Below are 24,037 nucleotides of genomic sequence, written 5' to 3'. Positions count from 1 at the left end.
CCCCCCCCCCCCCCCCCCCCCCCCCCCCCCCCCCCCCCCCCCCCCCCCCCCCCCCCCCCCCCCCCCCCCCCCCCCCCCCCCCCCCCCCCCCCCCCGACGCCGTCGCGGGGGAGCAGCGGTGAGCGCGCCCGCCGCCACCCCCGCCGCCACGCCCGCCGGACCCGTCGGCCCCACCGACCCCGCCGGCTCGCCCGCGGCCGCCGTGGAGGCCGCCCTGGCCGCGCTGCGCCGCGGCGAGCCGGTCCTGGTCACCGACGACGCCGAGCGCGAGGACGAGGGCGACGCCGTGCTGTCGGCGGCGCTGGCCACCCCCGAGTGGATCGGCTGGACCGTGCGGCACACCTCCGGGATGCTCTGCGCGCCCATGCCCGCCGAGCGCGCCGACGCCCTGGGCCTGCCGCGCATGGTCGAGCGCAACGAGGACTCCCTGCGCACCGACTACACCGTCAGCTGCGACGCCGCCGCCGGGGTCACCACCGGCATCTCCGCGGCCGACCGCGCCCGCACCGCGCGCGTGCTGGCCGACCCGGCCTCCGCGCCGGGCGACCTGGTGCGCCCCGGGCACGTCTTCCCGCTGCGCGCGCGCCCCGGCGGGGTCCTGGAGCGCCCCGGGCACACCGAGGCCGCGGTGGACCTGTGCCGCCTGGCGGGCCTGCCGCCGGTGGCCGTGATCGCCGAGCTCGTCGAGGACGACGGGTCGATGTCGCGGTGGGAGCAGGTCACCGAGCTGGGCCGGCGGCACGGGCTGCCGGTCCTGACCATCGCCGACCTGCGCGCGCACCTGCGCGCCGCCGGCCCCACCCCCGGCACCACCCCCAGCACCACCCCCAGCACCGGACGGACGGGAGAGCACGCGTGAGCGGAGACGGCAGCCCCGAGATCGAGGTCGACGGCAGCGGCCTGAGGGTGGCCGTGGTGGCCGCCCGCTGGCACCAGGAGGTCATGGACGGCCTGCTGGCCGGCGCGCGCCGCGCCCTGGCCGACTCGCACGTCACCGACGTCACGGAGGTCCGCGTGCCCGGCGCCTTCGAGCTGCCGGTGGCCGCCGCCCGGCTGGCGCCCGGGCACGACGCGGTCGTGGCCCTGGGCGTGGTGATCCGCGGGGGCACCCCGCACTTCGAGTACGTGTGCGACGCGGCCACCGCGGGCCTGACGCAGGTGGCGGTGAGCACCGGGGTGCCCGTGGGCTTCGGCGTGCTCACCGTGGACAACGAGGCGCAGGCGCTGCACCGCGCCGGGCTGCGCGGCTCGCGCGAGGACAAGGGCCGCGAGGCCGTCCTGGCGGCGCTGGAGACCGTGGTGGCGCTGCGCGAGGTCGCCCCGCGCGGCTGAGCGGGCGCGGGCGGGGCGCTGGAGGGTGCGGGTGGGCGCTGGAGGGCGCGGGCCGGGCGGGCGCGCCCAGCGCCTAGACTCCCGGCACGTGAAGACCTTCGACGGCCTGTTCGCCGAGCTGACGGACAAGGCCCGCACCCGCCCGGCCGGCTCCGGCACGGTCCTGGAGCTGGACGCCGGCGTGCACGCCATCGGCAAGAAGGTCGTCGAGGAGGCGGCCGAGGTGTGGATGGCCGCCGAGCACGAGTCCGCCGAGCGCACCGCCGAGGAGGTCTCGCAGCTGCTGTACCACCTGCAGGTGCTGATGATCGCCCGCGGGCTCACGCTCGAGGACGTCTACGCCCACCTGTGAACGCCCACCTGTGAACGCCCACCTGTGAACGTCCACCTGTGAACGTCCACCTGTGAACGCCCACCTGTGAACGCCCACCCGTGAACGCCCGCCCGTGAGACCCGCTCGCGGGCACCCCGCTGCCGGCGCTCGCCCGTGAGCGCCCAGCCGAACGGTCAGGAGGCCACGCCCGTGCTGCGCATCGCCGTCCCCAACAAGGGGTCGCTGTCCGAGGCCGCCAGCGCCATGCTGCGCGAGGCCGGGTACAGCCAGCGCCGCGAGGCCAAGGAGCTGCTGCTGGACGACCCGGAGAACAACGCCCAGTTCGTCTTCCTGCGCCCGCGCGACATCGCCCTGTACGTCGGCTCGGGCACCCTGGACGTCGGCGTCACCGGCCGCGACCTGCTGCTGGACTCGCGCGCCCCGGCCGACGAGGTCCTGCCGCTGGGCTTCGCGCGCAGCACCTTCCGCTTCGCCGGGCGCCCGGGCACCGCGAGCTCGGTGGCCGACCTGCACGGGCGGCGCATCGCCACCAGCTACTCCGGCCTGGTGGGCAAGCACCTGGCCGAGCACGGCGTCTCCGCCGACGTCGTGCACCTCGACGGCGCGGTGGAGACGGCCGTGGCGCTGGGCATCGCCGACGTCGTCGCCGACGTCGTCGAGACCGGCACCACGCTGCGCGCGGCGGGCCTGGAGGTCTTCGGCGAGCCGGTGATGCGCTCGGAGGCGGTGCTGGTGCGCCGCACCGGCGCCCCGGCCGACCCGGCCGTGGACGTGCTCGTGCGCCGCCTGCAGGGCGTGCTGGTGGCCCGGCAGTACGTGATGGTCGACTACGACTGCCCCAAGGAGCTCGTCGAGCGCGCCATCACCGTCACCCCCGGCCTGGAGTCGCCCACCGTCTCCCCGCTGGCCAACCCCGGCTGGGTGGCGGTGCGCGCCATGGTGCAGCGCTCGGCCACCAACCGCGTCATGGACGAGCTGTACGACCTGGGCGCGCGCGCCATCCTGGTCACCAGCATCCACGCCTGCCGGCTGTGAGCACCCCCGCCGGGCCCCAGCCGCCCACCGGTGCGTCCCCCGGTCCCCCCGCCGGCGGGTCCAGCGGTGCGCGCGCCGCGGGCGCGCCCGCCGAGGACGCCCCCTTCCGCCCCCGCCGCGCCCGCGCGGTGGGCCTGGCCGTCGCCGGCGGGCTGGCGCTGGTGCTGCTGGCCATGGCGGTGGGCCTGGCGCTGTCGCCGGGCTCTGGCTGGACGGCCACCGACGGCTTCTTCTTCGCCGTGCTGGGCCTGCTGATGTGCGGGGCGATCGTGCGCATCGTCTCGGTGCGCGCCGTGCCCACCGAGGACGCCCTCGTGGTGCGCAACGTCTTCCTGACCCACCGGGTGCCGTGGGGCGCGGTGGTGGCCGTGCGCATGGGCCGCGACGACCCGTGGCTGACCCTGGACACCGACGACGGCGAGGACCTCGCGGTCATGGCCGTCCAGCGCGCCGACGGCGAGCACGCCGAGGCCGAGGCGCGCCGCCTGGCGCGCCTGGTGCGCTCGCGCGCCCCGCGCCCGCCGCGCGACTGACCCGCACGGCCGGCCCGCACGGCCGGCCCGCACGAGGGGCCCGTTTGAGGGGCCCGCACGAGCGCCCCGCGCCCTCAGGCGCGCAGCACCCGCCAGCGCCCCGCCTCGCCGGCCCGCTCGTCGCCGCTGCCGTCGAGCACCACGTCCGCCGCGCCGGCCACGTCGTGCCGGGCGAACAGCTCCTCCTCCTGCGCGGCCCAGCGCCGCCAGTGCGGGGCGTAGGTGCTGCCGTCGCGCGCCAGCGCCCGCCGCCGGCGCACCGCCCCGGGCGCGCTCAGCTGCACCAGCAGCTCCCCGGGCCCGGCGCACCCGGCGCCGACGCCCTCGCACACCACCACCGGCGCCGCGGGCACCGGCACCGCCGGACCCCACCGCCCCGCGCCCCAGTCCCAGCGCGCCGGCGCGGCCGTCCGGCCCGCGCGCAGCGGGGCGAGCACCTCGCGCGCCAGCACCCCCACCCCGGCGGCCAGTCCGTCCCAGCCGGGGTAGAGCTCGTCCAGGTGCACCACCGCCGCGCCCAGGCGCGGTGCCAGCGCCGCCGCCAGGGACGTCTTGCCGCTGCCCGAGCGCCCGTCGACGAGCACCACCCGCGGCCCCGCCGCCGGCGCCGGCGTCGCCGCCAGCCGCGCGGCCAGCGCCTGCACCACCGCAGCGGTGCCCAGCACCGCCCCCGGCGCGAGCACCGGCCCCGCGCCGGGCCCCGCGCCGGTGTCCGCGCCGGGCCCTAGAACCAGGTCGGGCACCACGGCGCCTGCGGCACGGCCAGCAGCTGCTGCAGGTGCCGCACCGCCGCGGGCGCGCCGTGCACCCGCCCGGCCGCGGCCAGCGCCACGGCGGAGGCGTCGCCCAGCAGCAGCGCGCCCAGCTCAGCGGCGCCGAGCACCACGTCCGGCTCCCCGGCGCTCGCGGTCACCTCCGCGCAGGCCCAGCCGCCCCGGTCGCCCCCGTCGTCCCCGTCGTCCCCGTCGTCCGCCGGGTCCACGTGCAGGCGCACCGAGCCCGCCGCCGGCCCGCCGGGGTCCAGCACCCGCAGCACCAGCGTGCCGCGGCCCAGGTAGCGCCGCGCCGCCAGCGCCCCGGGCACGTCCAGCACGCGCAGCCACAGCAGGTCGTCCACCGGCCCGTGCTGCACCGCGCGCGGGTCGTGCAGCAGCAGCGGCAGCACCTCGTCCACCGGCCGCTCCGCCGCGTGCACGGTGCGCACCCAGTCCACCGACAGCACGAACTCCCACAGCGCCCGGTGCACCCCCGGCGAGGACGCGTGCAGGTCCAGCACCCGCGCCGCGCAGCGGCTGACGCGCCCCTCCCAGCGCTCCTCGACCTCGTAGGCGGCGTACCCGTCGGCCACCCCGGCCGCGTCGCGGTGCACCACCACGTGCGTGCGCGGGCCCCACGCCCGCTCCCCGCCGGGCCGGGTGCGCTCGCGCCACCAGAGCTCCTCGCGCTGCAGCCCGCCGGCGCGCGCGCGGCGGGAGGCGTCGTGCACGGCCGCCAGCTCCGGCCACGCCCCGGCCGCCTCCACCAGCTCCAGCGACCCCTGCGCGCGCGGGGCGTCCTCGCGGAAGCGGCACGCGCCCGCGTCGACCACCAGCGTCGCCGCCCGCGTCGCCGGCCCGAAGCCGAAGCGCCCGTAGATCGGCGCCTCGGCCGCGATGAGCGCGGCCAGCGCGTGCCCCTGCTCGCGCGCGCGCCGCAGGTCCTCGCCGATCATCCGGCGCAGCAGGCCGCGGCGGCGGTGGGTGGGCAGCACCGCCACCGAGGAGATCGCGTCCACCGGCACCGGTCCCGAGCCCGGCAGCGTCAGCTCCGTGTCGAAGGAGCGGTAGGCGGCCACCCAGCGCCCGCCGTCGAGGACACCGCTCAGGCGCTGCCCGGCCACCCGCTCGGCCAGCTCGCGCAGCCGCGCGTCGGCCTCCTGCGGCGCCGGCGCCGCCGCCATGAACCCCGTGCGCCCCACCTGCGCCCACCCGGCCAGCGAGGCGGTGTCGGCGGGGTCGAGCGCGCGCACGGGCCAGGCGTCGGTCTGCGGTGACGTCACGGCTCCGACGCTACCCCCGCCGCCGGGGGAGCGGCGGGCGCCGCGGGCGCGCCCGCGCGGCCACTACGCTCCTGCCGTGAGCGTCGCGGTGCGAGTGATCCCCTGCCTGGACGTCGACGCCGGTCGCGTCGTCAAGGGCGTGAACTTCGCCGACCTGCGCGACGCCGGCGACCCGGTGGAGCTGGCGCGCCGCTACGACGCCGAGGGCGCCGACGAGCTGACCTTCCTCGACGTCACCGCCTCCTCCGCCTCTCGCGAGACCACCTACGAGGTCGTCTCCCGCACCGCCGAGCAGGTCTTCATCCCGCTGACCGTCGGCGGCGGGGTGCGCTCGGTCGCCGACGTCGAGCGCCTGCTGCGCGCCGGCGCCGACAAGGTCGGCGTCAACACCGCTGCCATCGCCCGCCCCGAGCTGATCACCGAGATCGCCGAGCGCTTCGGCTCGCAGGTGCTCGTCCTGTCCGTCGACGCGCGCCGCACCCGCCCCGGCGAGCCGGCCACCGCCTCCGGCTTCGAGGTCACCACCCACGGCGGCCGGCGCGGCACCGGCCTGGACGCCGTGGACTGGGCCGTGCGCGCCGCCGAGCTCGGCGCCGGGGAGGTGCTGCTGAACTCCATGGACGCCGACGGCACCAAGGCCGGCTTCGACCTGCCGATGCTCACCGCCGTGCGCGAGCGCGTCAGCGTGCCGCTGGTCGCCAGCGGCGGCGCCGGGGCCGTGGAGCACTTCGCCCCCGCCGTGGCCGCCGGCGCCGACGCCGTCCTGGCCGCCAGCGTCTTCCACTTCCAGCAGCTGACCATCGGCCAGGTCAAGGACGCCCTGCGCGCCGCCGGCGCCCCCGTGCGCTGACACCCCCGCGCACCCGCGCACCCGCACCTGTGCAGGGCCGGCGCGGCTCAGCGGGCGCTCGGGTACGCCCGCTCGAACGCCGCCACCGCCCGCGCCTCGCCCTCCACGCGCACCAGCGCGTGCGCGCGCCGGCCCGTGGCGTGCAGCAGCAGCTCCTGCGGCTCCCCGTGCAGGGCCACCGCCACCGCCCCGCCGCGCACCACCGCCCGCGGGCCCTGCGGCGCCACCAGCACCACGCCCACGCCCGCGCGCCGGTACGCCGCGCGCCCGGCCAGCCGCACCGCCCACCACAGCCCCTCCGACTCCGCGCGCGCCAGCACCCGCGGCCGCCAGCCCTCCCGCGCGCGGCGCACGTCCTCGTGGTGCACGAAGAACTCCACCGAGTTCACCAGCTCCGCCACCGGCCGCCACCGCGCCGGGCTCACCGCCGGCGGGCCCGAGCGCACCCGCCGCACCAGCACCTCGAACGGCTCCTCGCGCCAGCGCCCCTGCACCCGCTCGGCGTGCGCGCCCAGCGCCGGCACCGCGCGCCCCAGCGCCAGGCCCGCGAGCACGTCCGGGCGCCCGTCGCGCACCACCAGGTGCACCAGCAGGTCGCGCACCGCCCACCCCTCGCACAGCGTCGGCGCTCGCGGGCCCACGCGCAGGGCCTCGTCGCACAGGGCGTCGCGTTCTCGGGCGGGGTCGGGTCCGGGCACGGCGCGATGCTCGCACAGCCCGGTGCGACGATGAGGCACGTGCCCGCCGACCCCGCAGCCGCGTCCACCACCCCTCCCGCGCCCCTTCCCGCGACCCCCGCCGCAGGTCCCTCGCGAGCCCCGGGGGGGCCCTCGCCCGCCGGCCCGGGCCCGGCGCTCGACCCGGCGGTGGCCGCCCGGCTCAAGCGCGACCCGGCCGGCCTGGTGTGCGCGGTCGTGCAGCAGCACGACACCCGCGAGGTCCTCATGGTCGCCTGGATGGACGACACCGCCCTGGCGCAGACCCTGAGCACGGGACGGGCCACGTACTGGTCGCGCAGCCGGCGCAGCCTGTGGCGCAAGGGCGACACCTCCGGGCACGTGCAGTGGGTCAAGCGCGTCTCGCTGGACTGCGACGGCGACGCGCTGCTGCTGGAGGTCGACCAGGTCGGCGCCGCCTGCCACACTGGCGACCGCACCTGCTTCGACGCCACCGAGCTGCCCCTGATCGCCGCAGCTGCTGGAGCCGCTGGAGCCGCTGGAGCCGCTGCTCCCGGCGGCGCGGCGTGAGCACGCCCGCCGCGCCCGCCGCGCCCGCCCGCCCGGCGCGCGCCGGGCGCGGGCGCGGCCCGCTGCTGCTGGCCGGGGTGGGCGGTGCGCTGCTGGCCCTGGCGGCCGGCGCGCCGGCCTGGGTGGACGGCGCGGTGCAGACCGCCGCGGGCGCGCGCGAGGTCGTCGCCACCGGCCGGCAGGCCGGAGCCGCGGCCACCGCGCTGGCCCTGGTGGCCCTGGCCGCGGTGGTGGCCTGCTCGCTGGGCCGGCGGGTGGCGCGCGCCCTGGCCGCGCTGGTCCTCGTGGCCGCCGGCGCGGGCGTGGCCGCCTCCGCCGCGTCCGTGCTGCTCTCCCCGCAGGCGGCGATCAGCGCCCCGGCCCGCCAGGTCAGCGGCCGCAGCGACCCGCAGGTGCTGCGGGCGGACGCCCGGGCCTGGCCGGCGGTGTGCGCGCTCGGCGGCGCGCTGGCCGCCGCGGCCGGGGCGGGCGTGCTGGTGCGCGGGCGCTCCTGGAGCGCCTCCAGCCGCCACGAGCGCGACGCCGCCGCTCCCGCCGGCCCGCCCACCGGCGCTGCCGCCGGCGCGCGCGCGGCTGCCGGCACCGCCGCGCCCGCCCGCGGCGAGCAGGCCCCGGCGGGCGGGGGCGCCGCTCCCGCGGCGGGCGACCCGGCCGCGGCGTGGGACTCCCTGACCCGCGGGGAGGACCCCACCCGCTGAGGCGGCCCGCCCCCGCCGTCGCCGGCGCGCGGCGGCCGCCGGGGCGCGCCGGCGCGGGACCGGTACCGTGGACGGGCCAGCGCCACGACGTCCGAGGAGCTCCACCGTGACCAGCCAGCAGCCCCAGCCCAGGAACGACGACGTCGTCGAGGAGCACGGCCACGGCCACACCGTGGCGGCGTGGGCCGGGGTGGGCACCGCGCTGGTCGGCTTCCTCGTGCTGTCCCTGGCGGTCGTCTTCACCAGCCTGGTGTGGGGGATCGTCGGCGGCGTCGTGATCCTCGCCTCCATGGCCGTGGGCTGGGGCCTGTCCAGGGCCGGTTACGGCGTGAAGACGACCTCCGGGCACCCCGTCGGCGTCGGTCGCCCCCGCCACTGACCCGCCGCTGACGCGCAGCTGAGCCGCCGCCGAGCCGCCGCCGACGCGCCACCGGAGCGCCCCGGGCCCGCGGTGCGCGGCTCGTGCGGCACCCCCGGGCCCGCCCGTGCCCGTCCGTGCGCCCCGTGCGGGCGGGCACCCCGCGCGCGCCCGGCGGCCGGCGTGCGGAGGCGGCGCCGAGCGCCCCGGTGCGGGGACTACCCTGCCAAGCGTGACCGTCCTCGACGACATCCTCGCCGGCGTCCGCGAGGACCTGGCGCAGCGCCGGGCCACCACCTCCCTGGAGGAGCTGAAGGAGCGCGCGCGCCGCCAGGTGCCCGCCAAGGACGCCGCCTCGCTGCTGCGCCCGCGCGACAGCGAGCAGCGCGGCGTGAAGGTCATCGCCGAGGTCAAGCGCGCCAGCCCCTCCAAGGGCGCGCTGGCGCAGATCCCCGACCCGGCCGAGCTGGCGCGCCAGTACGAGCTCGGCGGCGCCAGCGTCATCAGCGTCCTGACCGAGCAGCGCCGCTTCGGCGGCAGCCTGGACGACCTGCGCGCGGTGCGCTGCGCGGTGGACGTGCCGGTGCTGCGCAAGGACTTCGTCGTGGGCTCCTACCAGCTGTGGGAGGCGCGCGCCTGGGGCGCCGACGTGGTCCTGCTCATCGTGGCCGCCCTGGAGCAGGAGGCGCTGGTCTCCCTCGTGGAGCGCACCCACTCGCTGGGCATGACCGCCCTGGTGGAGGTGCACACCGCCGAGGAGGTCGAGCGCGCCGTGGCCGCCGACGCGCGCGTCGTCGGGGTCAACAACCGCGACCTGAAGACGCTGCAGGTGCGCAACTCCACCTTCGCCGAGCTGGCCCCGCTCATCCCCGCCGGCGTGGTCAAGGTCGCCGAGTCCGGCGTGCGCGGCCCGCACGACGTCGTGGAGTTCGCCCGCGCCGGCGCCGACGCGGTGCTGGTGGGCGAGACCCTCGTGCGTGGGGACGACCCGCGCCGCGCCGTCGCCGACCTCGTCGCCGCCGGCGCGCACCCGGCCGTGCAGGCGGTGCGCCCGTGAGCACGAGCACCCCCACCGGGACCCGCCAGCAGTCCGGCCGGCCGACCGGCCGGGAGACCCGCCAGGAGACCCGCCAGGAGGCTCCCGTGAGCACCACCGCCCCCGGCGCCGCGCGCGCCGACGCGCTCTCGGCCGAGCGCGGCCCGTACTTCGGCGCCTTCGGCGGCCGCTTCGTGCCCGAGGCGCTCGTGGCCGCCCTGGACGAGATCGAGGCCGCGCACACCGCGGCCATGGCCGACGAGTCCTTCCTCGCCGAGCTCGCCGAGCTGCACCGCACCTACTCGGGCCGGCCCAGCATCATCACCCCCGTGCCGCGCTTCGCCGCGCACGCCGGCGGCGCCACGGTGCTGCTCAAGCGCGAGGACCTCAACCACACCGGCTCGCACAAGATCAACAACGTGCTCGGGCAGGCGCTGCTGACCAGGCGCATGGGCAAGAAGCGCGTAATCGCCGAGACCGGCGCCGGCCAGCACGGGGTGGCCACCGCCACCGCCGCGGCGCTGATGGGGCTGGAGTGCACGGTCTACATGGGCGAGGAGGACACCCGCCGCCAGGCGCTCAACGTCGCGCGCATGCGGCTGCTGGGCGCCACCGTCGTGCCCGTCACGGCCGGCAGCCGCACCCTGAAGGACGCCGTCAACGAGGCGTTCCGCGACTGGGTGGCCTCGGTGGACGAGACGCACTACGTCTTCGGCACGGTCGCCGGCCCGCACCCCTTCCCGGTGCTGGTGCGCGACTTCCAGCGCGTCATCGGCCTGGAGGCGCGCGCGCAGGTGCTGGAGCTGACCGGCCGGCTGCCCGAGGCGGTGCTGGCCTGCGTCGGCGGCGGCTCGAACGCCATCGGCATCTTCCACGCCTTCCTCGACGACCCCGGCGTGCGCCTGTTCGGCTTCGAGGCCGGCGGCGAGGGCGTGGCCAGCGGCCGGCACGCGGCCTCCATCACCGGCGGCTCCCCGGGCGTCTTCCAGGGCGCGCGCCAGTTCGTGCTGCAGGACGAGGACGGGCAGACGGTGGAGTCGCACTCCATCTCCGCGGGCCTGGACTACCCCGGGGTGGGCCCGGAGCACTCCTGGCTGGGCGCCTGCGGGCGCGCGGAGTACCGCCCGGTCACCGACGCCGAGGCGATGGACGCCTTCAAGCTGCTGTGCCGCACCGAGGGCATCATCCCGGCCATCGAGAGCTCGCACGCCCTGGCCGGCGCGCTCGCGGTGGGCCGCGAGCTGGGCCCGGACGCGGTCCTGCTGGTGAACCTCTCCGGCCGCGGGGACAAGGACGTGGACACCGCCGCCCGCTGGTTCGGGCTGGTCAGCGACGCCGACCTGGTCGCGTCGGAGGCGCGGCGCGTGGCGGACGCGCCGCAGGACACCGAGGGGTCGGGCTGGTGAGCACCACGGACGTGCGGGCGGACGCGCAGGAGCACGCGCAGGCGGACGCGCGGGAACACGCGCCGGTGGGCGCGCAGCAGCGGGCGGGGACGTCGGCCGCGGCCGTGGACCGCGCCCGCGCCGAGGGGCGCGCGGCGCTGGTGGCGTACCTGCCGGTCGGCTTCCCCGACGTCGAGGGCAGCGTCGCCGCGGCGCAGGCGGCCGTCGCCGGGGGAGCGGACGTGGTGGAGCTGGGCCTGCCCTACTCCGACCCGACCATGGACGGGCCGACCATCCAGCGCGCCGTGGACGCGGCGCTGCGCGCGCGCACCCGCCCGGCGGACGTGCTGCGCGCGGTCGAGCAGGTCGCGTCCACCGGCGCCGCGGTGCTGGTGATGACGTACTGGCCGCCGGTGGACCGCTACGGCGTCGAGCGCTTCGCCGCGGACCTGGCCTCCGCCGGGGCGGCCGGGCTGATCACCCCCGACCTCATCCCCGACGAGGCGGCGGCCTGGACCGCCGCCAGCGACGCGCACGACCTCGAGCGCGTCTTCCTCGTGGCCCCCAGCTCCACCGACGCGCGCCTGGCCTCCACCGCCGCGGCCTGCCGCGGCTTCGTCTACGCCGCCTCCCTCATGGGCGTCACCGGTGCGCGCGCCAGCGTGGGCGCCGGCGCGCAGCACCTCGTCGAGCGCACCCGCGCCGCCGGCGCGCAGCGCGTGTGCGTGGGCCTGGGCGTGTCCACCCCCGAGCAGGCCGCCGAGGTCGCCGGGTACGCCGACGGCGTCATCGTCGGCTCGGCCTTCGTCTCGCGCCTGCTGCGGGCCGGCTCCACCGCCGAGGGCGTGCGCGCCGTCGGCGAGCTGGCCGAGCAGCTCGCGCGCGGCGTGCGCCGCGCCTGAGGCCCGGGGAGCGGCGCGTGGAGGACGACGTGCGCGACGGCGCCCGAGACGGCGCCCGAGACGGCGCCCGAGAGGGCCTGCGCGAGCGCGCGGGCGGTGCTCGAGCGTGAGCGCGAGCAGGAGGACGGGCGGGCACCCGGCCCGCGCCGCGCGGGCCGAGGACGCCCGCGAGGCGCGCCGGGCCAGGGCCGCCGCGCTGCACCAGCGCGAGCTGGCGCGCCGGCGCAGCCGGCGGGTGCTGCTGGTCAGCGCCGCCGTGGTGGCGGTGCTGGCCCTGGTGGCCGTGGTGGCGGTGCTCGTCGTGCGCGAGCGCGAGGCGGCCACCGGCACCGGGGGGCCCACGCCGCCCTCGGCCACCGGTGACGCCGGCGGCTACGTGCTGGCCGGCACCCCCGCACCCGGGGCGCCGACGCTGGACGTGTGGCTGGACTTCCAGTGCCCGTACTGCGCGCAGTTCGAGGCCGGCGCCGGTGAGGAGTACGTGCAGCTGGCCGCCGAGGGGCGCGCCCGCGTGGTGCTGCACACCCTGAGCTTCCTCGACGACACCCTGGGCGGCGACTCCTCCCGCCGCGCCGCCGAGGGCGCCGCGGCCGCCGACGAGCAGGGCCGCGTGGCGCAGTACACCCGCGAGGTCTTCGCCCGCCAGCCCGGCGCCGGCGGCAACGACGGCTCCGAGGGCGACGGCTACACCGACGCCCAGCTGCGCGCGGCGGCCGAGGCCGCCGGGGTGGGCGACCTCGACGCCTGGCAGCGGGCCCTGGAGGAGGGCCGCTACACCGGCTACGTGCGCCGCGTGCAGGCCGGCATGGCCGACGCGGGCGTGCGCGGCACCCCCACCGTCACGCTGACCCCCGCGGGCGGGCAGCCGGCCGTGCTGGACGTCCAGCGGCTGCTGGGCGCCGACGCGGCGCAGTACCTGCGCGAGCAGGTCGAGGCCGCGGCGGCCGCCGCGTGAGCACCGCCGTGAGCACCGCCGTGAGCACCGCCCTGCCCGCAGCCCTGCCCAGCCCCGTGCAGGGGGTCTGGCACCTGGGCCCGGTGCCGCTGCGCGCCTACGCGCTGTGCATCCTCGCCGGGATCGTCGCGGGCCTGTGGATCACCTCGAAGCGCTGGAGCGCGAAGGGCGGGCGGGCGGACTTCCCGCTGGACGTGGCGGTGTGGGCGGTGCCGCTGGGCGTGGTCGGCGCGCGCCTGTACCACGTGCTCACCTCCCCGGACGCGTACTTCGGCCCCGGCGGCCAGCCGCTGCGGGCGCTGTACGTGTGGGAGGGCGGCCTGGGCATCTGGGGCGCGGTGGCCGGCGGCGCCCTGGGCGCCTGGATCGCCTGCCGGCGCGCCGGCTACCGCCTGGCGCCCTTCGCCGACGCCGTCGCCCCCGGCCTGCTGGTGGCCCAGGCGCTGGGCCGCTGGGGCAACTGGTTCAACAACGAGCTGTACGGGCGCGCCACCGACCTGCCGTGGGCGCTGACGGTGCACGACTGGGACGAGTCCACCGGCCGGGCGCTCACCGGCCCCGACGGCGCCGCGGTGGTGCTGGGCACCTTCCACCCGACGTTCCTGTACGAGTCGCTGTGGTGCCTGCTCTCGGCCGCCGTCATCGTGCTGGCCGACCGCCGGCTGCGGCTGCGCCGCGGGCAGGCGTTCGCGCTGTACGTGGTCCTCTACACCGCCGGGCGCTCGGTCTTCGAGGCGCTGCGCGTGGACGAGGCCGAGCTGATCGCCGGGCTGCGGGTCAACCAGTGGGTCTCCGCGCTGGTGCTGCTCGTGGCGCTGGTGGCCCTGGTGCGCTCGCGCCGCCGCCACGGCGGCGGGCCGGACCTGCCGCTGGAGCGGGTACCCTCGCTGCCGTCCCCGGCGCCCACTCCACCCGCCGGTGACACCCAGTCGCAGACAGGTGCACCGAACGTGAACGAGTCCGCGCAGCCGTCGAGACGTGAGCACGATCACCCCGATTCGTGAGCATCCGGTGACGGGATCGTGCGAATGAGCACGGCACCAGCAGCGTTACAGTGAAGTGAACGTGGGCCAGCGCCGTCCCCGTTCGGGATGCGCACCCACCAGGCGCGCCTCCCTGCGCTCGAGGAGACCCACCCGGTCCCCCGCAGCGAGCCTGCTCGAAGAGACCCGTCGAGAGACCCCCTGTCCATCGAGGTCCTCCCGGACCTCTCTCCGAGGACGGTGCACCCCATGTCGCAACCCCTCGCGCGAACCACCGCGCACACCACCGGGCACACCACCGGGCACACCAGCGGGCACGTCTCGAAGCGCCCCGACGCGCAGGCCGTGCGCCCGCTGCCCTTCTCCGCCCTGCCCCAGGACTCCGGGCTGTACCGGCGCTCCGAGGAGCACGACGCCTGCGGCGTGGCCTTCGTGGCCACCATGCGCGGCGAGGCCGGCCACGACATCGTCGAGCACGCCCTGACGGCGCTGCGCAACCTCGACCACCGCGGCGCGGTGGGCGCGGAGACCAACACCGGCGACGGCGCGGGCATCCTCACCCAGGTCCCCGACGAGTTCCTGCGCGCGGTCACGGCCGAGCTGGGCATCGAGCTGCCGGCGAAGGGCACCTACGCCGCCGGCAACGCCTTCCTGCCCGTGGACGGCGCCGAGCGCGCCGCCGCCGTGGCGCGCGTGGAGGAGATCGCCGCCGAGGAGGGCCTGCGCGTGCTGGGCTGGCGCGACGTGCCGGTCACCGCCGACCTCGTCGGCGCGCAGGCGCGCGCGTGCATGCCGCACTTCGCGCAGCTCTTCGTCGCCGGCCCCGGCGGCGAGGGCGGCATCGACCTGGACCGGCGGGTGTACCCGCTGCGCAAGCGCGCCGAGCGCGAGCTGGGCGTGTACTTCCCCTCGCTGTCGGCGCGCACCATCGTCTACAAGGGCATGCTGACCACCGGCCAGCTCGAGCCCTTCTTCCCGGACCTGTCCGACCGCCGCTTCACCAGCGAGCTGGGCCTGGTGCACTCGCGCTTCTCCACGAACACCTTCCCCTCGTGGCCGCTGGCGCACCCCTTCCGCACCATCGCCCACAACGGCGAGATCAACACCGTCAAGGGCAACCGCAACTGGACCGCCGCGCGCGAGTCGACGATGAGCACCTCCCTCATCCCCGGCGACGTGCAGCGCCTGGGCCCGGTGTGCGCCACCGAGGGCTCCGACTCCGCCTCCTTCGACGAGGTCCTGGAGCTGCTGCACCTGGCCGGGCGCTCCCTGCCGCACGCGGTGCTGATGATGATCCCCGAGGCGTGGGAGAACAACACCGAGATGGACCCGGCCCGCCGGGCCTTCTACGAGTTCCACTCGATGTTCTCCGAGCCGTGGGACGGCCCGGCCAACCTGACCTTCACCGACGGCACCCTCATCGGCTGCGTCCTGGACCGCAACGGGCTGCGCCCCTCGCGCTACTGGGTCACCGACGACGGCCTGGTCGTGCTGGCCAGCGAGGTCGGCGTGCTGGACCTGGACCCCGCCTCGGTGGTCACCCGTGGGCGCGTGGCCCCGGGCAAGATGTTCCTCGTCGACACCGCCCGCGGGCGCATCGTCGACGACGAGGAGGTCAAGTCCGAGCTGGCCGCGGCCCAGCCGTACGCCGAGTGGCTCAAGAACGTCGTGCACCTGGGCGACCTGCCCCCGCGCGAGCACGTGGTGCACACCCACGCCTCCGTGGCCCGCCGGCAGCAGACCTTCGGCTACACCGAGGAGGAGCTGCGCCTGATCCTGGCGCCGATGGCGCGCGCCGGCGCCGAGCCGATCGGCTCGATGGGCTCCGACACGCCCATCGCGGTGCTCTCCGAGCGCCCCCGGCTGCTCTTCGACTACTTCACGCAGCTCTTCGCGCAGGTGACCAACCCGCCGCTGGACGCGATCCGCGAGGAGCTGGTCACCTCGCTGATCACCATCGCGGGCCCGCAGCAGAACTTCCTGGCGGAGTCCCCGGCGCACTGCCACCAGCTCGTGCTGCCCTTCCCGGTCATCGACAACGACGAGCTCGCCAAGATCGTCCACATCGACCGCGACCGCCGCAACCCCGGGCGCACCACCCACACCGTCAAGGGCCTGTACCGCGTGGCCGGCGGCGGCGCGGAGCTGGCCCGTCGCATCGAGGAGATCCGCGCGGAGGTCTCGCGCGCCATCGCCGACGGCGCGGTCTTCGTGGTGCTCTCCGACCGCGACTCCACCGCCGAGCTGGCCCCCATCCCCTCGCTGCTGCTGACCTCCGCGGTGCACCACCACCTGGTGCGCCAGAAGCTGCGCACCCAGGTCGGCCTGGTCGTCGAGGCCGGCGACGTGCGCGAGGTGCACCACGTGGCGCTGCTGGTGGGCTACGGCGCCGCCGCGATCAACCCGTACCTGGCGATGGAGACCGTCGAGGACCTCGCCCGCACCGGCGTGATCACCGGCGTGGACCCGCAGACCGCGGTGAAGAACCTCATCAAGGCGCTGGGCAAGGGCGTGCTGAAGGTGATGTCCAAGATGGGCATCTCCACCGTCGCCTCCTACCGCGGCGCGCAGGTCTTCGAGGCCCTGGGCCTGTCCCAGACCCTCGTCGACGAGTACTTCACCGCCACCACCTCCCGCCTGGGCGGGGTGGGCCTGGACGTGCTGGCCGAGGAGGTCGCCCGCCGGCACCGCCTGGCCTACCCGGTGCAGGGCCAGGAGCGCGCCCACCGCCGCCTGGAGACCGGCGGGGAGTACCAGTGGCGCCGCGAGGGCGAGCCGCACCTGTTCGACCCCGAGACCGTCTTCCAGCTGCAGCACTCCACCCGCCAGCGCAACGAGGCCCTCTTCCGCAAGTACACCTCCCGCGTGGACGAGCAGTCCGAGCGCCTGATGACCCTGCGCGGGCTGCTGCAGCTGAAGAAGGGCGTGCGCGAGCCGGTGCCGGTGGAGGAGGTCGAGCCGGTCAGCGAGATCGTCAAGCGCTTCGGCACCGGTGCGATGAGCTACGGCTCGATCAGCCAGGAGGCGCACGAGGTCATGGCGGTCGCCATGAACCGCCTCGGCGGGCGCTCGAACTCCGGCGAGGGCGGCGAGGACGTCGACCGCCTGTACGACCCCGAGCGCACCTCGAAGGTCAAGCAGATCGCCTCCGGGCGCTTCGGCGTGACGAGCAACTACCTCACCTCCGCCACCGACCTGCAGATCAAGGTCGCCCAGGGCGCCAAGCCCGGCGAGGGCGGGCAGCTGCCCGGCCACAAGGTCTACCCGAACATCGCCAGGACCCGGTACTCCACGCCCGGCGTGGGGCTGATCTCCCCGCCGCCGCACCACGACATCTACTCCATCGAGGACCTCGCCCAGCTCATCCACGACCTGAAGAACTCCAACCCCGCGGCGCGCGTGCACGTCAAGCTCGTCTCCGAGGTCGGCGTCGGCACGGTCGCCACCGGCGTGTCCAAGGCCAAGGCCGACGTGGTGCTCATCTCCGGGCACGACGGCGGCACCGGCGCCGCGCCGCTGACCAGCCTCAAGCACGCCGGCGGGCCCTGGGAGCTGGGCCTGGCCGAGACCCAGCAGACCCTGGTCGTCAACGGCCTGCGCGACCGCATCTCCGTGCAGGTCGACGGGCAGCTGAAGACCGGGCGCGACGTGGTCGTGGCCGCGCTGCTGGGCGCGGAGGAGTTCGGCTTCGCCACCGCCCCGCTGGTCGTCTCCGGCTGCATCATGATGCGCGTGTGCCAGCTGGACACCTGCCCGGTGGGGGTGGCCACGCAGAACCCCGAGCTGCGCGCGCGCTTCAACGGCAAGGCCGAGTACCTCGTGACGTTCTTCGAGTACCTGGCCCAGGAGGTGCGCGAGTACCTCGCCCAGCTCGGCTTCCGCTCCGTGCAGGAGGCCGTGGGCCACGTGGAGGTCCTCGACACCCGCCGCGCCGTGGCGCACTGGAAGGCCTCCGGGCTGGACCTGGGCCCGGTGCTGCACGCGCCCACCGCCCCCGAGGGCACCGCGCTGCACCAGGTGCACGCGCAGGACCACGGCCTGGAGAAGGCGCTGGACCACGTCCTGATCGAGCGCGCCGGCGAGGCGCTGCGCGACGGCACCCCGGTGAAGATCGAGCTGCCGGTGCGCAACGTCAACCGCACCACCGGCACCCTGCTGGGCCACGAGGTCACCAAGGCCCACGGCGAGCAGGGCCTGCCCGAGGGCACCATCGACGTGACCCTGACCGGCTCGGCCGGGCAGTCCCTGGGCGCGTTCCTGCCGCGCGGGATCACCCTGCGCCTGTTCGGCGACACCAACGACTACGTCGGCAAGGGCCTCTCGGGCGGCACCGTCGTGGTGCGCCCGGAGCGCTGCACCGGCTCGCGCGAGCGCGACATCGTCGCCGGCAACGTCATCGCCTACGGCGCCACCTCCGGCTCGATCTTCCTGCGCGGGGAGGTCGGCGAGCGCTTCTGCGTGCGCAACTCCGGGGCCGTGGCCGTCGTGGAGGGCGTGGGCGACCACGCCCTGGAGTACATGACCGGCGGCGAGGTCGTGATCCTGGGCCGCACCGGGCGCAACGTCGCCGCGGGCATGTCCGGGGGCCTGGCGCACGTGCTCGACCTGAAGGCCTCGCGCGTCAACCGCGACATGGTCGACGTGGAGCCCATGGACGACGAGGCGGCCGCGCGCGTGCACGACCTGCTCGTGGCCCACCGCGAGCACACCGACTCCACCGTCGCCGCCAAGCTGCTCGCCGACTGGGGAGCCGCGCGGCAGCGCTTCTCGACGATCGTCCCGCGGGACTACCGCCGCGTCCTGCAGGTGCGCGCCCAGGCCGTCAGCGACGGCCTCGAGCCGGACTCCGAGGCCGTGCTGACCCGCATCATGGAGGCTTCTCATGGTTGATCCCCGCGGTTTCCTGAAGGTCCGCGAGCGCGAGACGCAGCCGCGCCGGCCGGTGCCGCTGCGCCTGATGGACTGGCGCGAGGTCTACGAGCCGCAGGACGACGCCACCCTCAAGCGCCAGGCCGGGCGCTGCATGGACTGCGGCATCCCCTTCTGCCACAACGCCTGCCCGCTGGGCAACCTCATCCCCGAGTGGAACGACCTGGTCAGCCGCGGCGACTTCGCGCAGGCCTCCGAGCGCCTGCACGCCACGAACAACTTCCCGGAGTTCACCGGCAAGCTGTGCCCGGCGCCGTGCGAGGCCGCCTGCGTGCTGGGCATCAACCAGCCGCCGGTGACCATCAAGCAGGTCGAGGTGATGATCGCCGAGCACGCCGTCGGGCTCGGCGGCCTGGAGCCGCGCCCGCCGGAGCGGCTGACCGGCAAGACCGTCGCCGTGGTCGGCTCCGGGCCCGCGGGCCTGGCCGCCGCCCAGCAGCTGACCCGCGCCGGGCACACCGTGGCCGTCTACGAGCGCGACGACAGGATCGGCGGGCTGATGCGCTACGGCATCCCCGAGTTCAAGATGGAGCGCTCCGTCCTGGACCGGCGCCTGGCGCAGATGGAGGCCGAGGGCACCCGCTTCCGCCCCGGGGTGGACATCGGCACCGACATCACCGGCGAGCAGCTGCGCGACCGCTACGACGCCGTCGTGGTGGCCACCGGCGCCACCCAGTGGCGCGAGGTGGACCTGCCCGGGCGCGAGCTGGCCGGCGTCCACCAGGCGATGCAGTACCTGCCGCCGACCAACCGCGTCGCGGTGGGCGAGCCGCGCCCGGCCGACCTGATCGACGCCGCGGGCCTGGACGTCGTCGTCATCGGCGGCGGCGACACCGGCTCGGACTGCTACGGCACCGCGCTGCGCCAGGGCGCGCGCTCGGTCACGCAGCTGGACATCTACCCCAAGGCGCCCGGCGACCGCACCGAGGCCGAGCCGTGGCCGACGATGCCGAAGGTCTTCAGCGTCTCCTCCTCCCACGAGGAGGGCGGCCAGCGGCGCTTCTCGGCCTCCACCCAGGCCCTGATCGGCGACGAGCACGGGCGCGTGAAGGCCCTGCGCATCGTCGAGGTGCGCAAGGTCGACGGCACCTGGACCCCCGTGGAGGGCACCGAGCAGGACCTGCCCGCGCAGCTGGTGCTGCTCGCGATCGGCTTCGCCGGCCCCGAGCAGGGCCCCCTGGTGCGCCAGCTGGGCCTGAGCCCGGACCAGCGCACCCGCTTCACGCGCACCCCCGGCTACGCCACCGCCACCCCCGGGGTGTTCGTCGCCGGCGACGCCGGGCGCGGGCAGTCGCTGATCGTGTGGGCCATCGCCGAGGGGCGCGCCTGCGCGGCCGCGGTGGACGAGTACCTCATGGGCGACACCGCCCTGCCGGCGCCCATCCGCGCCGACGCGGTGCCCCTGACGGCCTGAGCCCGGCCCGCCCCCCGGCCACGGGGGCGGCCCCGGGGGCGGGCCCGGCGACGGGGGCGGGCCCGGCGGCGGTGCGCCCCGGCCCGCCGCGCTCAGCGGCGCGGCGGGCTGGAGTAGTACCGCGTCAGCCAGCGGCTGAGCCCGTCCAGGCCGGGGAAGAGCACCCGCTCGGTGACGTTGGCCTGGTCCAGGCGCTCGCGCACCAGCGGCTTCAGCGCCGCGGGTACCACCACCTTGCGCAGCAGCGGCGGCTGCGCGCGCGCCAGCCACTCGTCGGTGCGCTGGTGGGCGGAGGAGAGCACCGAGAAGCTGGCGTACTGGTTCACGATGCGCTCGTCCAGCGAGGGCGGCTCGAAGAAGAGCATGAACGGCTCGCCGTCCAGGGCGTCGAAGCGCTCCAGGGTGGGCGCCACCCGTCCCAGCAGGTCCACGGTGAACGCGGTGCCGCCCGAGCCCTCCAGCTGCGAGCGCACCGCCGCCGGCAGGCGCCGGTGCACCTCGGCGAAGTCCGCGCTCCACACCGCCCCGTCCTGCCCGTGGCGCGCGACGTCGACGGTGGCGAAGTGCAGCGCCACCAGGGGCGAGTACGTCCAGTCCAGCACCCGCGTGGGCAGCCCGTGGTGCTGCGCCAGGGTGATCCACTCCCAGTCGTTCTCCTGCTGCTTGAACGGCACCCGCGAGTAGCGGCGGAAGTTGCGCAGCAGGTCCGTCTCGCGCTCCACGCGCCCCAGGCGCTGCACCGAGGTGCGCAGGCCCCACGCCGCGCAGGCGGCGCCGCGGTGCACCACCGTGGAGTGGTAGCGCCCGGCGCGCTCGGGCCACGGGTCGCCGAAGAGCGCCTCGTGCAGCTCGCCCCACGAGCCGGGCACGAGCGTGGGCACCGGCGGGTGGTCCGGCCCCGTCGCCGGCCCCGTCGCCGGCCCCGTCGCCGGCCCTGGTGCCGGTGCCGTCGCCCGGCCGGCCCCCCCGCCCGGCTGCTCGGCGCTCACCAGCTCGCGACGGTCTCCCGGTCGTAGGCCCACACCGCGCTGTCGCTGATGACGGTCACGTCGGCGGCGTGCCCGGCCAGCCCGCGCCCGGCGGCGGCGGCGGCCACCTTCGCCAGCGCCCGCTGGGCGGCGCTCTCGGCGTCCAGCCCGTCGCCGTCGACGCTGATGACCACGTCGTGCTCGGGGGCGTCGACGGCCTCGATGCGCGGGTGCGCGGTGCGCAGCTCGGCGACCAGCTCGCGCAGCGCCCCCTCGGGCCAGGCGGCCTCGGCGTGCAGGCGCACGTACACGGCGTACTCGTGCTCGAGGTCGGCGACGCCCTCCTCGATCAGCTCGTCGATCTCCAGGTCCACCGCGGTCCCCTGCACGGCCTCGTCGCGCCCGGCTCCGCTCCTCGTCGTCATGCCAGCAGCATCCCGCACGCGCGCCGGGGCGCACCCCGGGGGTGCGCGCGCCGCGCGGTCCGTCACGTTCGTGCCGCGAACGGTCTCCAGCGCGCCCCGCGGCGCGGCGCGGGGGTGCGGCGCAATAGGGTCGTGCCATGCGCAGAGCGAAGATCGTCTGCACCCTCGGGCCCGCCGTGGCGGGTCCCGAGCGGTTGCGGGCCCTGGTGGACGCCGGCATGGACGTCGCCCGGATGAACCTGAGCCACGGCTCCCACGACGACCACCGTGCCAACTTCGAGGGCGTGCGTGCCGCCGCGGAGGCCACCGGCCGCTCCGTCGGCATCCTCGCCGACCTGCAGGGCCCCAAGATCCGCCTGGGCCGCTTCGCCGACGGCCCGCACGAGCTGGCCGTGGGCGACAGCTTCACCATCACCACCGAGGACGTGGTGGGCACGAAGGAGGTGTGCTCGACCACGTACAAGGGCCTGACCGGCGACGTGGCGGTGGGCGACCGCATCCTCATCGACGACGGCAAGGTGGGCCTTGCGGTCACCGCCGTGGAGGGCCCGCGGGTGGTCACCACGGTGGTCGTGCCCGGCCCGGTCTCCAACAACAAGGGCATCAACCTGCCCGGCGTGGCCGTCAGCGTGCCGGCCCTGTCGGAGAAGGACGTCGAGGACCTGCGCTTCGCGCTGCGCCTGGGCGTGGACATGGTGGCGCTGTCCTTCGTGCGCTCGGCCGCCGACGCCGACGACGTCCACAAGGTCATGGACGAGGAGGGCGTGACCGTCCCGGTCATCGCCAAGGTGGAGAAGCCGCAGGCGGTGGAGAACCTGCCCGGCGTGGTCGCCGCCTTCGACGGCATCATGGTCGCCCGCGGCGACCTGGGCGTGGAGCTCCCCCTGGAGGAGGTCCCGCTGGTGCAGAAGCTGGCCGTGGAGCTGGCCCGGCGCCAGGCCAAGCCGGTCATCGTGGCCACCCAGATGCTCGAGTCGATGATCACCAGCCCGCGCCCGACCCGGGCGGAGGCCTCCGACTGCGCCAACGCCGTCCTGGACGGCGCCGACGCGCTGATGCTCTCCGGCGAGACCAGCGTGGGCGCCTTCCCCTACGAGGCGGTGCGCACCATGGCGCGCATCATCGAGAACACCGAGACCCACGGCGCCGAGCGCATCGCGCCGCTGGGCACGACCCCGCACACCAAGGGCGGGGCGGTGACGCTGGCGGCCTCCGAGATCGGCAAGCAGCTCGACGCGAAGCTGCTGGTGACCTTCACCCAGTCCGGCGACTCCGCGCGCCGCCTGTCGCGGCTGCGCTCGTCCATCCCGCTGCTGGCCTTCACCCCGGAGGAGAGCACCCGGCGGCGCCTGGCGCTCAGCTGGGGCATCGAGCCGCACAACGCGCCGTTCATCAACACCACCGACGAGATGGTCAAGGCCCTGGACTCCCGGCTGCGGGAGATGGGCCGCTGCACCGAGGGCGACCTGATCGTCATCGTCGCCGGTGCCCCCCCGGGCATCTCCGGCTCGACCAACGCGGTGCGCGTGCACCGCATCGGCGACGCCACCGCGGGGGTCTCCTCGGCCTACGCCTGAGCGCGGCCCGCGCTGGACCCCCGCGGCGCGCGGCCGCGGGGGAGGGGTGCCCCGGGCGGGATTCGAACCCGCACTGGGTCGAGTTTGAGTCGACTGCCTCTGCCGGTTGGGCTACCGGGGCGCACCGCGCGCGGGCGCTGCCCGCCCGCGGTGCGCGCCACCCTACCGGCCCCGCCCCCGGGCGCCCGGACCCCGCGCGCCCGGCGCGCCGGTCGCGCGAGCCGGGCGGCGCCCTCGGCGGGTGGTGCGCTCGGCGGGTGGCGCGACCCGCGCGGCGGCGCGCCCACTACGATGAGCGCGTGACCAACACTGCCGACACCGCCGCGACCCCGACCCCGCCCGCCCGCCGGGTCGTCGTGGCGGAGGACGAGGCGATCATCCGCCTCGACATCGTGGAGATGCTGCGCGAGGCCGGCTACGACGTCGTGGGCGAGGCCGGCGACGGCGAGCGCGCGGTGGCGCTGGCCGAGGAGCACAAGCCCGACCTGGTCGTCATGGACATCAAGATGCCCGTCCTGGACGGCATCTCCGCGGCCGAGCGCATCGTCAAGGCCCGCATCGCGCCGGTGGTGCTGCTGACCGCCTTCTCCCAGGCCGAGCTCGTCGAGCGCGCCCGCGACGCCGGCGCCATGGCCTACGTGGTCAAGCCCTTCACCTCCGCGGACCTGCTGCCGGCCGTGGAGATCGCCGTCAGCCGCCACCAGCAGATCATGGCGCTGGAGGACGAGGTCGCCGACCTGGCCGACCGCTTCGAGACCCGCAAGCTCGTCGACCGCGCCAAGTCCAAGCTGCAGACGCAGTTCGGCATGAGCGAGCCGGAGGCGTTCCGCTGGATCCAGAAGACGTCCATGGACAAGCGCCTGACGATGCGCGAGGTGGCCACCACCGTCATCAGCGCCGGCGACGACCGCTCCTGACCGAGCGGGCCCGGGGGGGGGGGGGGCCGGGGCGCCCCCCCCCGGGGGGGCGGCGGCGGGCCGGGGGGGGGGGCGGGGGGGGGGGGGGGGGGGGGGGGGGGGGGGGGGGGGGGGGGGGAGG

The 24,037-nt window shown here is 76.8% G+C and carries 22 protein-coding genes, 1 tRNA gene and 1 pseudogene; 18 read left to right on the top strand and 6 right to left on the bottom strand.

What is annotated here, in order from left to right:
• Positions 1-202: 202 nt before the first annotated feature.
• From ribB to ACRYMN_RS18175, 5 genes and pseudogenes are all read left to right on the top strand, one after another.
• Positions 203-823 (top strand): annotated as a pseudogene (gene ribB / locus ACRYMN_RS18195) (3,4-dihydroxy-2-butanone-4-phosphate synthase); the annotation flags it as partial.
• 32 nt (positions 824-855) lie between these two features.
• Positions 856-1,332 (top strand): 6,7-dimethyl-8-ribityllumazine synthase, encoded by a 477-nt coding sequence (ribH, locus tag ACRYMN_RS18190; RefSeq protein WP_432498142.1) that lies wholly within the window; start codon positions 856-858, stop codon positions 1,330-1,332.
• A gap of 88 nt (positions 1,333-1,420) precedes the next feature.
• Complete coding sequence (locus ACRYMN_RS18185) at positions 1,421-1,684, top strand: phosphoribosyl-ATP diphosphatase (RefSeq protein ID WP_432498139.1); 264 nt, start codon at positions 1,421-1,423, stop codon at positions 1,682-1,684.
• A 171-nt stretch (positions 1,685-1,855) separates the two neighbouring features.
• Complete coding sequence (gene hisG, locus ACRYMN_RS18180; protein WP_432498147.1) at positions 1,856-2,701, top strand: ATP phosphoribosyltransferase; 846 nt, start codon at positions 1,856-1,858, stop codon at positions 2,699-2,701.
• Complete coding sequence (locus tag ACRYMN_RS18175) at positions 2,698-3,234, top strand: PH domain-containing protein (protein ID WP_432498137.1); 537 nt, start codon at positions 2,698-2,700, stop codon at positions 3,232-3,234. The genes hisG and ACRYMN_RS18175 overlap by 4 nt, the downstream gene beginning before the upstream one ends.
• Positions 3,235-3,308: 74 nt before the next feature.
• On the opposite strand, the gene ACRYMN_RS18170 is transcribed toward ACRYMN_RS18175, so the two are convergent.
• A complete protein-coding gene (locus ACRYMN_RS18170; protein WP_432498134.1) occupies positions 3,309-3,977 on the bottom strand; it encodes a nucleoside/nucleotide kinase family protein in 669 nt (222 codons plus the stop codon).
• On the bottom strand, positions 3,959-5,272 hold the full coding sequence (locus ACRYMN_RS18165; RefSeq protein ID WP_432498132.1) for a GNAT family N-acetyltransferase: 1,314 nt from the start codon (positions 5,270-5,272) through the stop codon (positions 3,959-3,961). Before ACRYMN_RS18165 ends, ACRYMN_RS18170 begins: the two co-directional genes overlap by 19 nt.
• A gap of 76 nt (positions 5,273-5,348) precedes the next feature.
• Here ACRYMN_RS18165 and hisF point away from each other — a divergent pair, with 76 nt between their 5' ends.
• On the top strand, positions 5,349-6,122 hold the full coding sequence (gene hisF, locus ACRYMN_RS18160; protein WP_432498129.1) for an imidazole glycerol phosphate synthase subunit HisF: 774 nt from the start codon (positions 5,349-5,351) through the stop codon (positions 6,120-6,122).
• Positions 6,123-6,169: 47 nt separating this feature from the next.
• Here the strand turns inward: hisF and ACRYMN_RS18155 are convergent, their stop codons facing one another.
• Positions 6,170-6,820 (bottom strand): TIGR03085 family metal-binding protein, encoded by a 651-nt coding sequence (locus ACRYMN_RS18155; protein WP_432498127.1) that lies wholly within the window; start codon positions 6,818-6,820, stop codon positions 6,170-6,172.
• Positions 6,821-6,850: 30 nt separating this feature from the next.
• Between ACRYMN_RS18155 and hisI the strand changes: the two genes are divergently transcribed.
• The 10 genes from hisI to ACRYMN_RS18105 all read left to right on the top strand — a co-directional run bounded on the left by hisI (position 6,851) and on the right by ACRYMN_RS18105 (position 20,029).
• Positions 6,851-7,369 carry a phosphoribosyl-AMP cyclohydrolase gene (hisI, locus tag ACRYMN_RS18150; RefSeq protein WP_432498125.1) on the top strand — a complete coding sequence of 173 codons (519 nt, stop codon included), beginning with the start codon at positions 6,851-6,853 and terminating at the stop codon, positions 7,367-7,369.
• The gene (locus ACRYMN_RS18145; protein WP_432498122.1) at positions 7,366-8,067 is read left to right on the top strand and encodes a Trp biosynthesis-associated membrane protein; all 702 of its coding nucleotides are present in this window, start codon (positions 7,366-7,368) and stop codon (positions 8,065-8,067) included. Before hisI ends, ACRYMN_RS18145 begins: the two co-directional genes overlap by 4 nt.
• A gap of 106 nt (positions 8,068-8,173) precedes the next feature.
• Complete coding sequence (locus tag ACRYMN_RS18140) at positions 8,174-8,446, top strand: HGxxPAAW family protein (protein ID WP_432498120.1); 273 nt, start codon at positions 8,174-8,176, stop codon at positions 8,444-8,446.
• A gap of 211 nt (positions 8,447-8,657) precedes the next feature.
• Positions 8,658-9,482 carry an indole-3-glycerol phosphate synthase TrpC gene (trpC, locus tag ACRYMN_RS18135; protein WP_432498117.1) on the top strand — a complete coding sequence of 275 codons (825 nt, stop codon included), beginning with the start codon at positions 8,658-8,660 and terminating at the stop codon, positions 9,480-9,482.
• Positions 9,483-9,568: 86 nt separating this feature from the next.
• Positions 9,569-10,867 carry a tryptophan synthase subunit beta gene (gene trpB, locus ACRYMN_RS18130; RefSeq protein WP_432498115.1) on the top strand — a complete coding sequence of 433 codons (1,299 nt, stop codon included), beginning with the start codon at positions 9,569-9,571 and terminating at the stop codon, positions 10,865-10,867.
• A gap of 65 nt (positions 10,868-10,932) precedes the next feature.
• Entirely contained in the window at positions 10,933-11,748 is an 816-nt protein-coding gene (gene trpA / locus ACRYMN_RS18125) for a tryptophan synthase subunit alpha (protein WP_432498145.1), read from the top strand.
• 106 nt (positions 11,749-11,854) lie between these two features.
• A complete protein-coding gene (locus ACRYMN_RS18120) occupies positions 11,855-12,703 on the top strand; it encodes a DsbA family protein (RefSeq protein ID WP_432498113.1) in 849 nt (282 codons plus the stop codon).
• 8 nt (positions 12,704-12,711) lie between these two features.
• Positions 12,712-13,707: a prolipoprotein diacylglyceryl transferase gene (gene lgt / locus ACRYMN_RS18115; RefSeq protein ID WP_432498111.1), complete on the top strand. Its 996-nt coding sequence runs from the start codon at positions 12,712-12,714 to the stop codon at positions 13,705-13,707.
• A gap of 228 nt (positions 13,708-13,935) precedes the next feature.
• Positions 13,936-18,576: a glutamate synthase large subunit gene (gene gltB, locus ACRYMN_RS18110; protein WP_432498109.1), complete on the top strand. Its 4,641-nt coding sequence runs from the start codon at positions 13,936-13,938 to the stop codon at positions 18,574-18,576.
• Positions 18,569-20,029, top strand: coding sequence for a glutamate synthase subunit beta (locus tag ACRYMN_RS18105; RefSeq protein WP_432498107.1), 1,461 nt, complete (start codon positions 18,569-18,571; stop codon positions 20,027-20,029). The genes gltB and ACRYMN_RS18105 overlap by 8 nt, the downstream gene beginning before the upstream one ends.
• A 92-nt stretch (positions 20,030-20,121) precedes the next feature.
• Here the strand turns inward: ACRYMN_RS18105 and ACRYMN_RS18100 are convergent, their stop codons facing one another.
• Positions 20,122-20,910: an FRG domain-containing protein gene (locus ACRYMN_RS18100; protein ID WP_432498104.1), complete on the bottom strand. Its 789-nt coding sequence runs from the start codon at positions 20,908-20,910 to the stop codon at positions 20,122-20,124.
• A gap of 104 nt (positions 20,911-21,014) precedes the next feature.
• Positions 21,015-21,422 (bottom strand): hypothetical protein, encoded by a 408-nt coding sequence (locus ACRYMN_RS18095; RefSeq protein WP_432498102.1) that lies wholly within the window; start codon positions 21,420-21,422, stop codon positions 21,015-21,017.
• A 137-nt stretch (positions 21,423-21,559) separates the two neighbouring features.
• Here ACRYMN_RS18095 and pyk point away from each other — a divergent pair, with 137 nt between their 5' ends.
• Positions 21,560-22,999, top strand: coding sequence for a pyruvate kinase (gene pyk / locus ACRYMN_RS18090; RefSeq protein ID WP_432498100.1), 1,440 nt, complete (start codon positions 21,560-21,562; stop codon positions 22,997-22,999).
• A gap of 47 nt (positions 23,000-23,046) precedes the next feature.
• Here pyk and ACRYMN_RS18085 read toward each other — a convergent pair.
• Positions 23,047-23,120 (bottom strand) — tRNA-Leu (locus ACRYMN_RS18085).
• Positions 23,121-23,298: 178 nt separating this feature from the next.
• On the opposite strand from ACRYMN_RS18085, the gene ACRYMN_RS18080 reads away from it, so the two are divergent.
• Positions 23,299-23,916 carry an ANTAR domain-containing response regulator gene (locus tag ACRYMN_RS18080; RefSeq protein ID WP_432498098.1) on the top strand — a complete coding sequence of 206 codons (618 nt, stop codon included), beginning with the start codon at positions 23,299-23,301 and terminating at the stop codon, positions 23,914-23,916.
• Positions 23,917-24,037 lie beyond the last annotated feature (121 nt).

The sequence above is a fragment of the Kineococcus gypseus genome (assembly GCF_050871305.1).
GTDB lineage: Bacteria > Actinomycetota > Actinomycetes > Actinomycetales > Kineococcaceae > Kineococcus > Kineococcus gypseus.
Note: the sequence above shows the minus strand (reverse complement) of the source record. Positions and strands in the feature narration are given on the sequence as shown.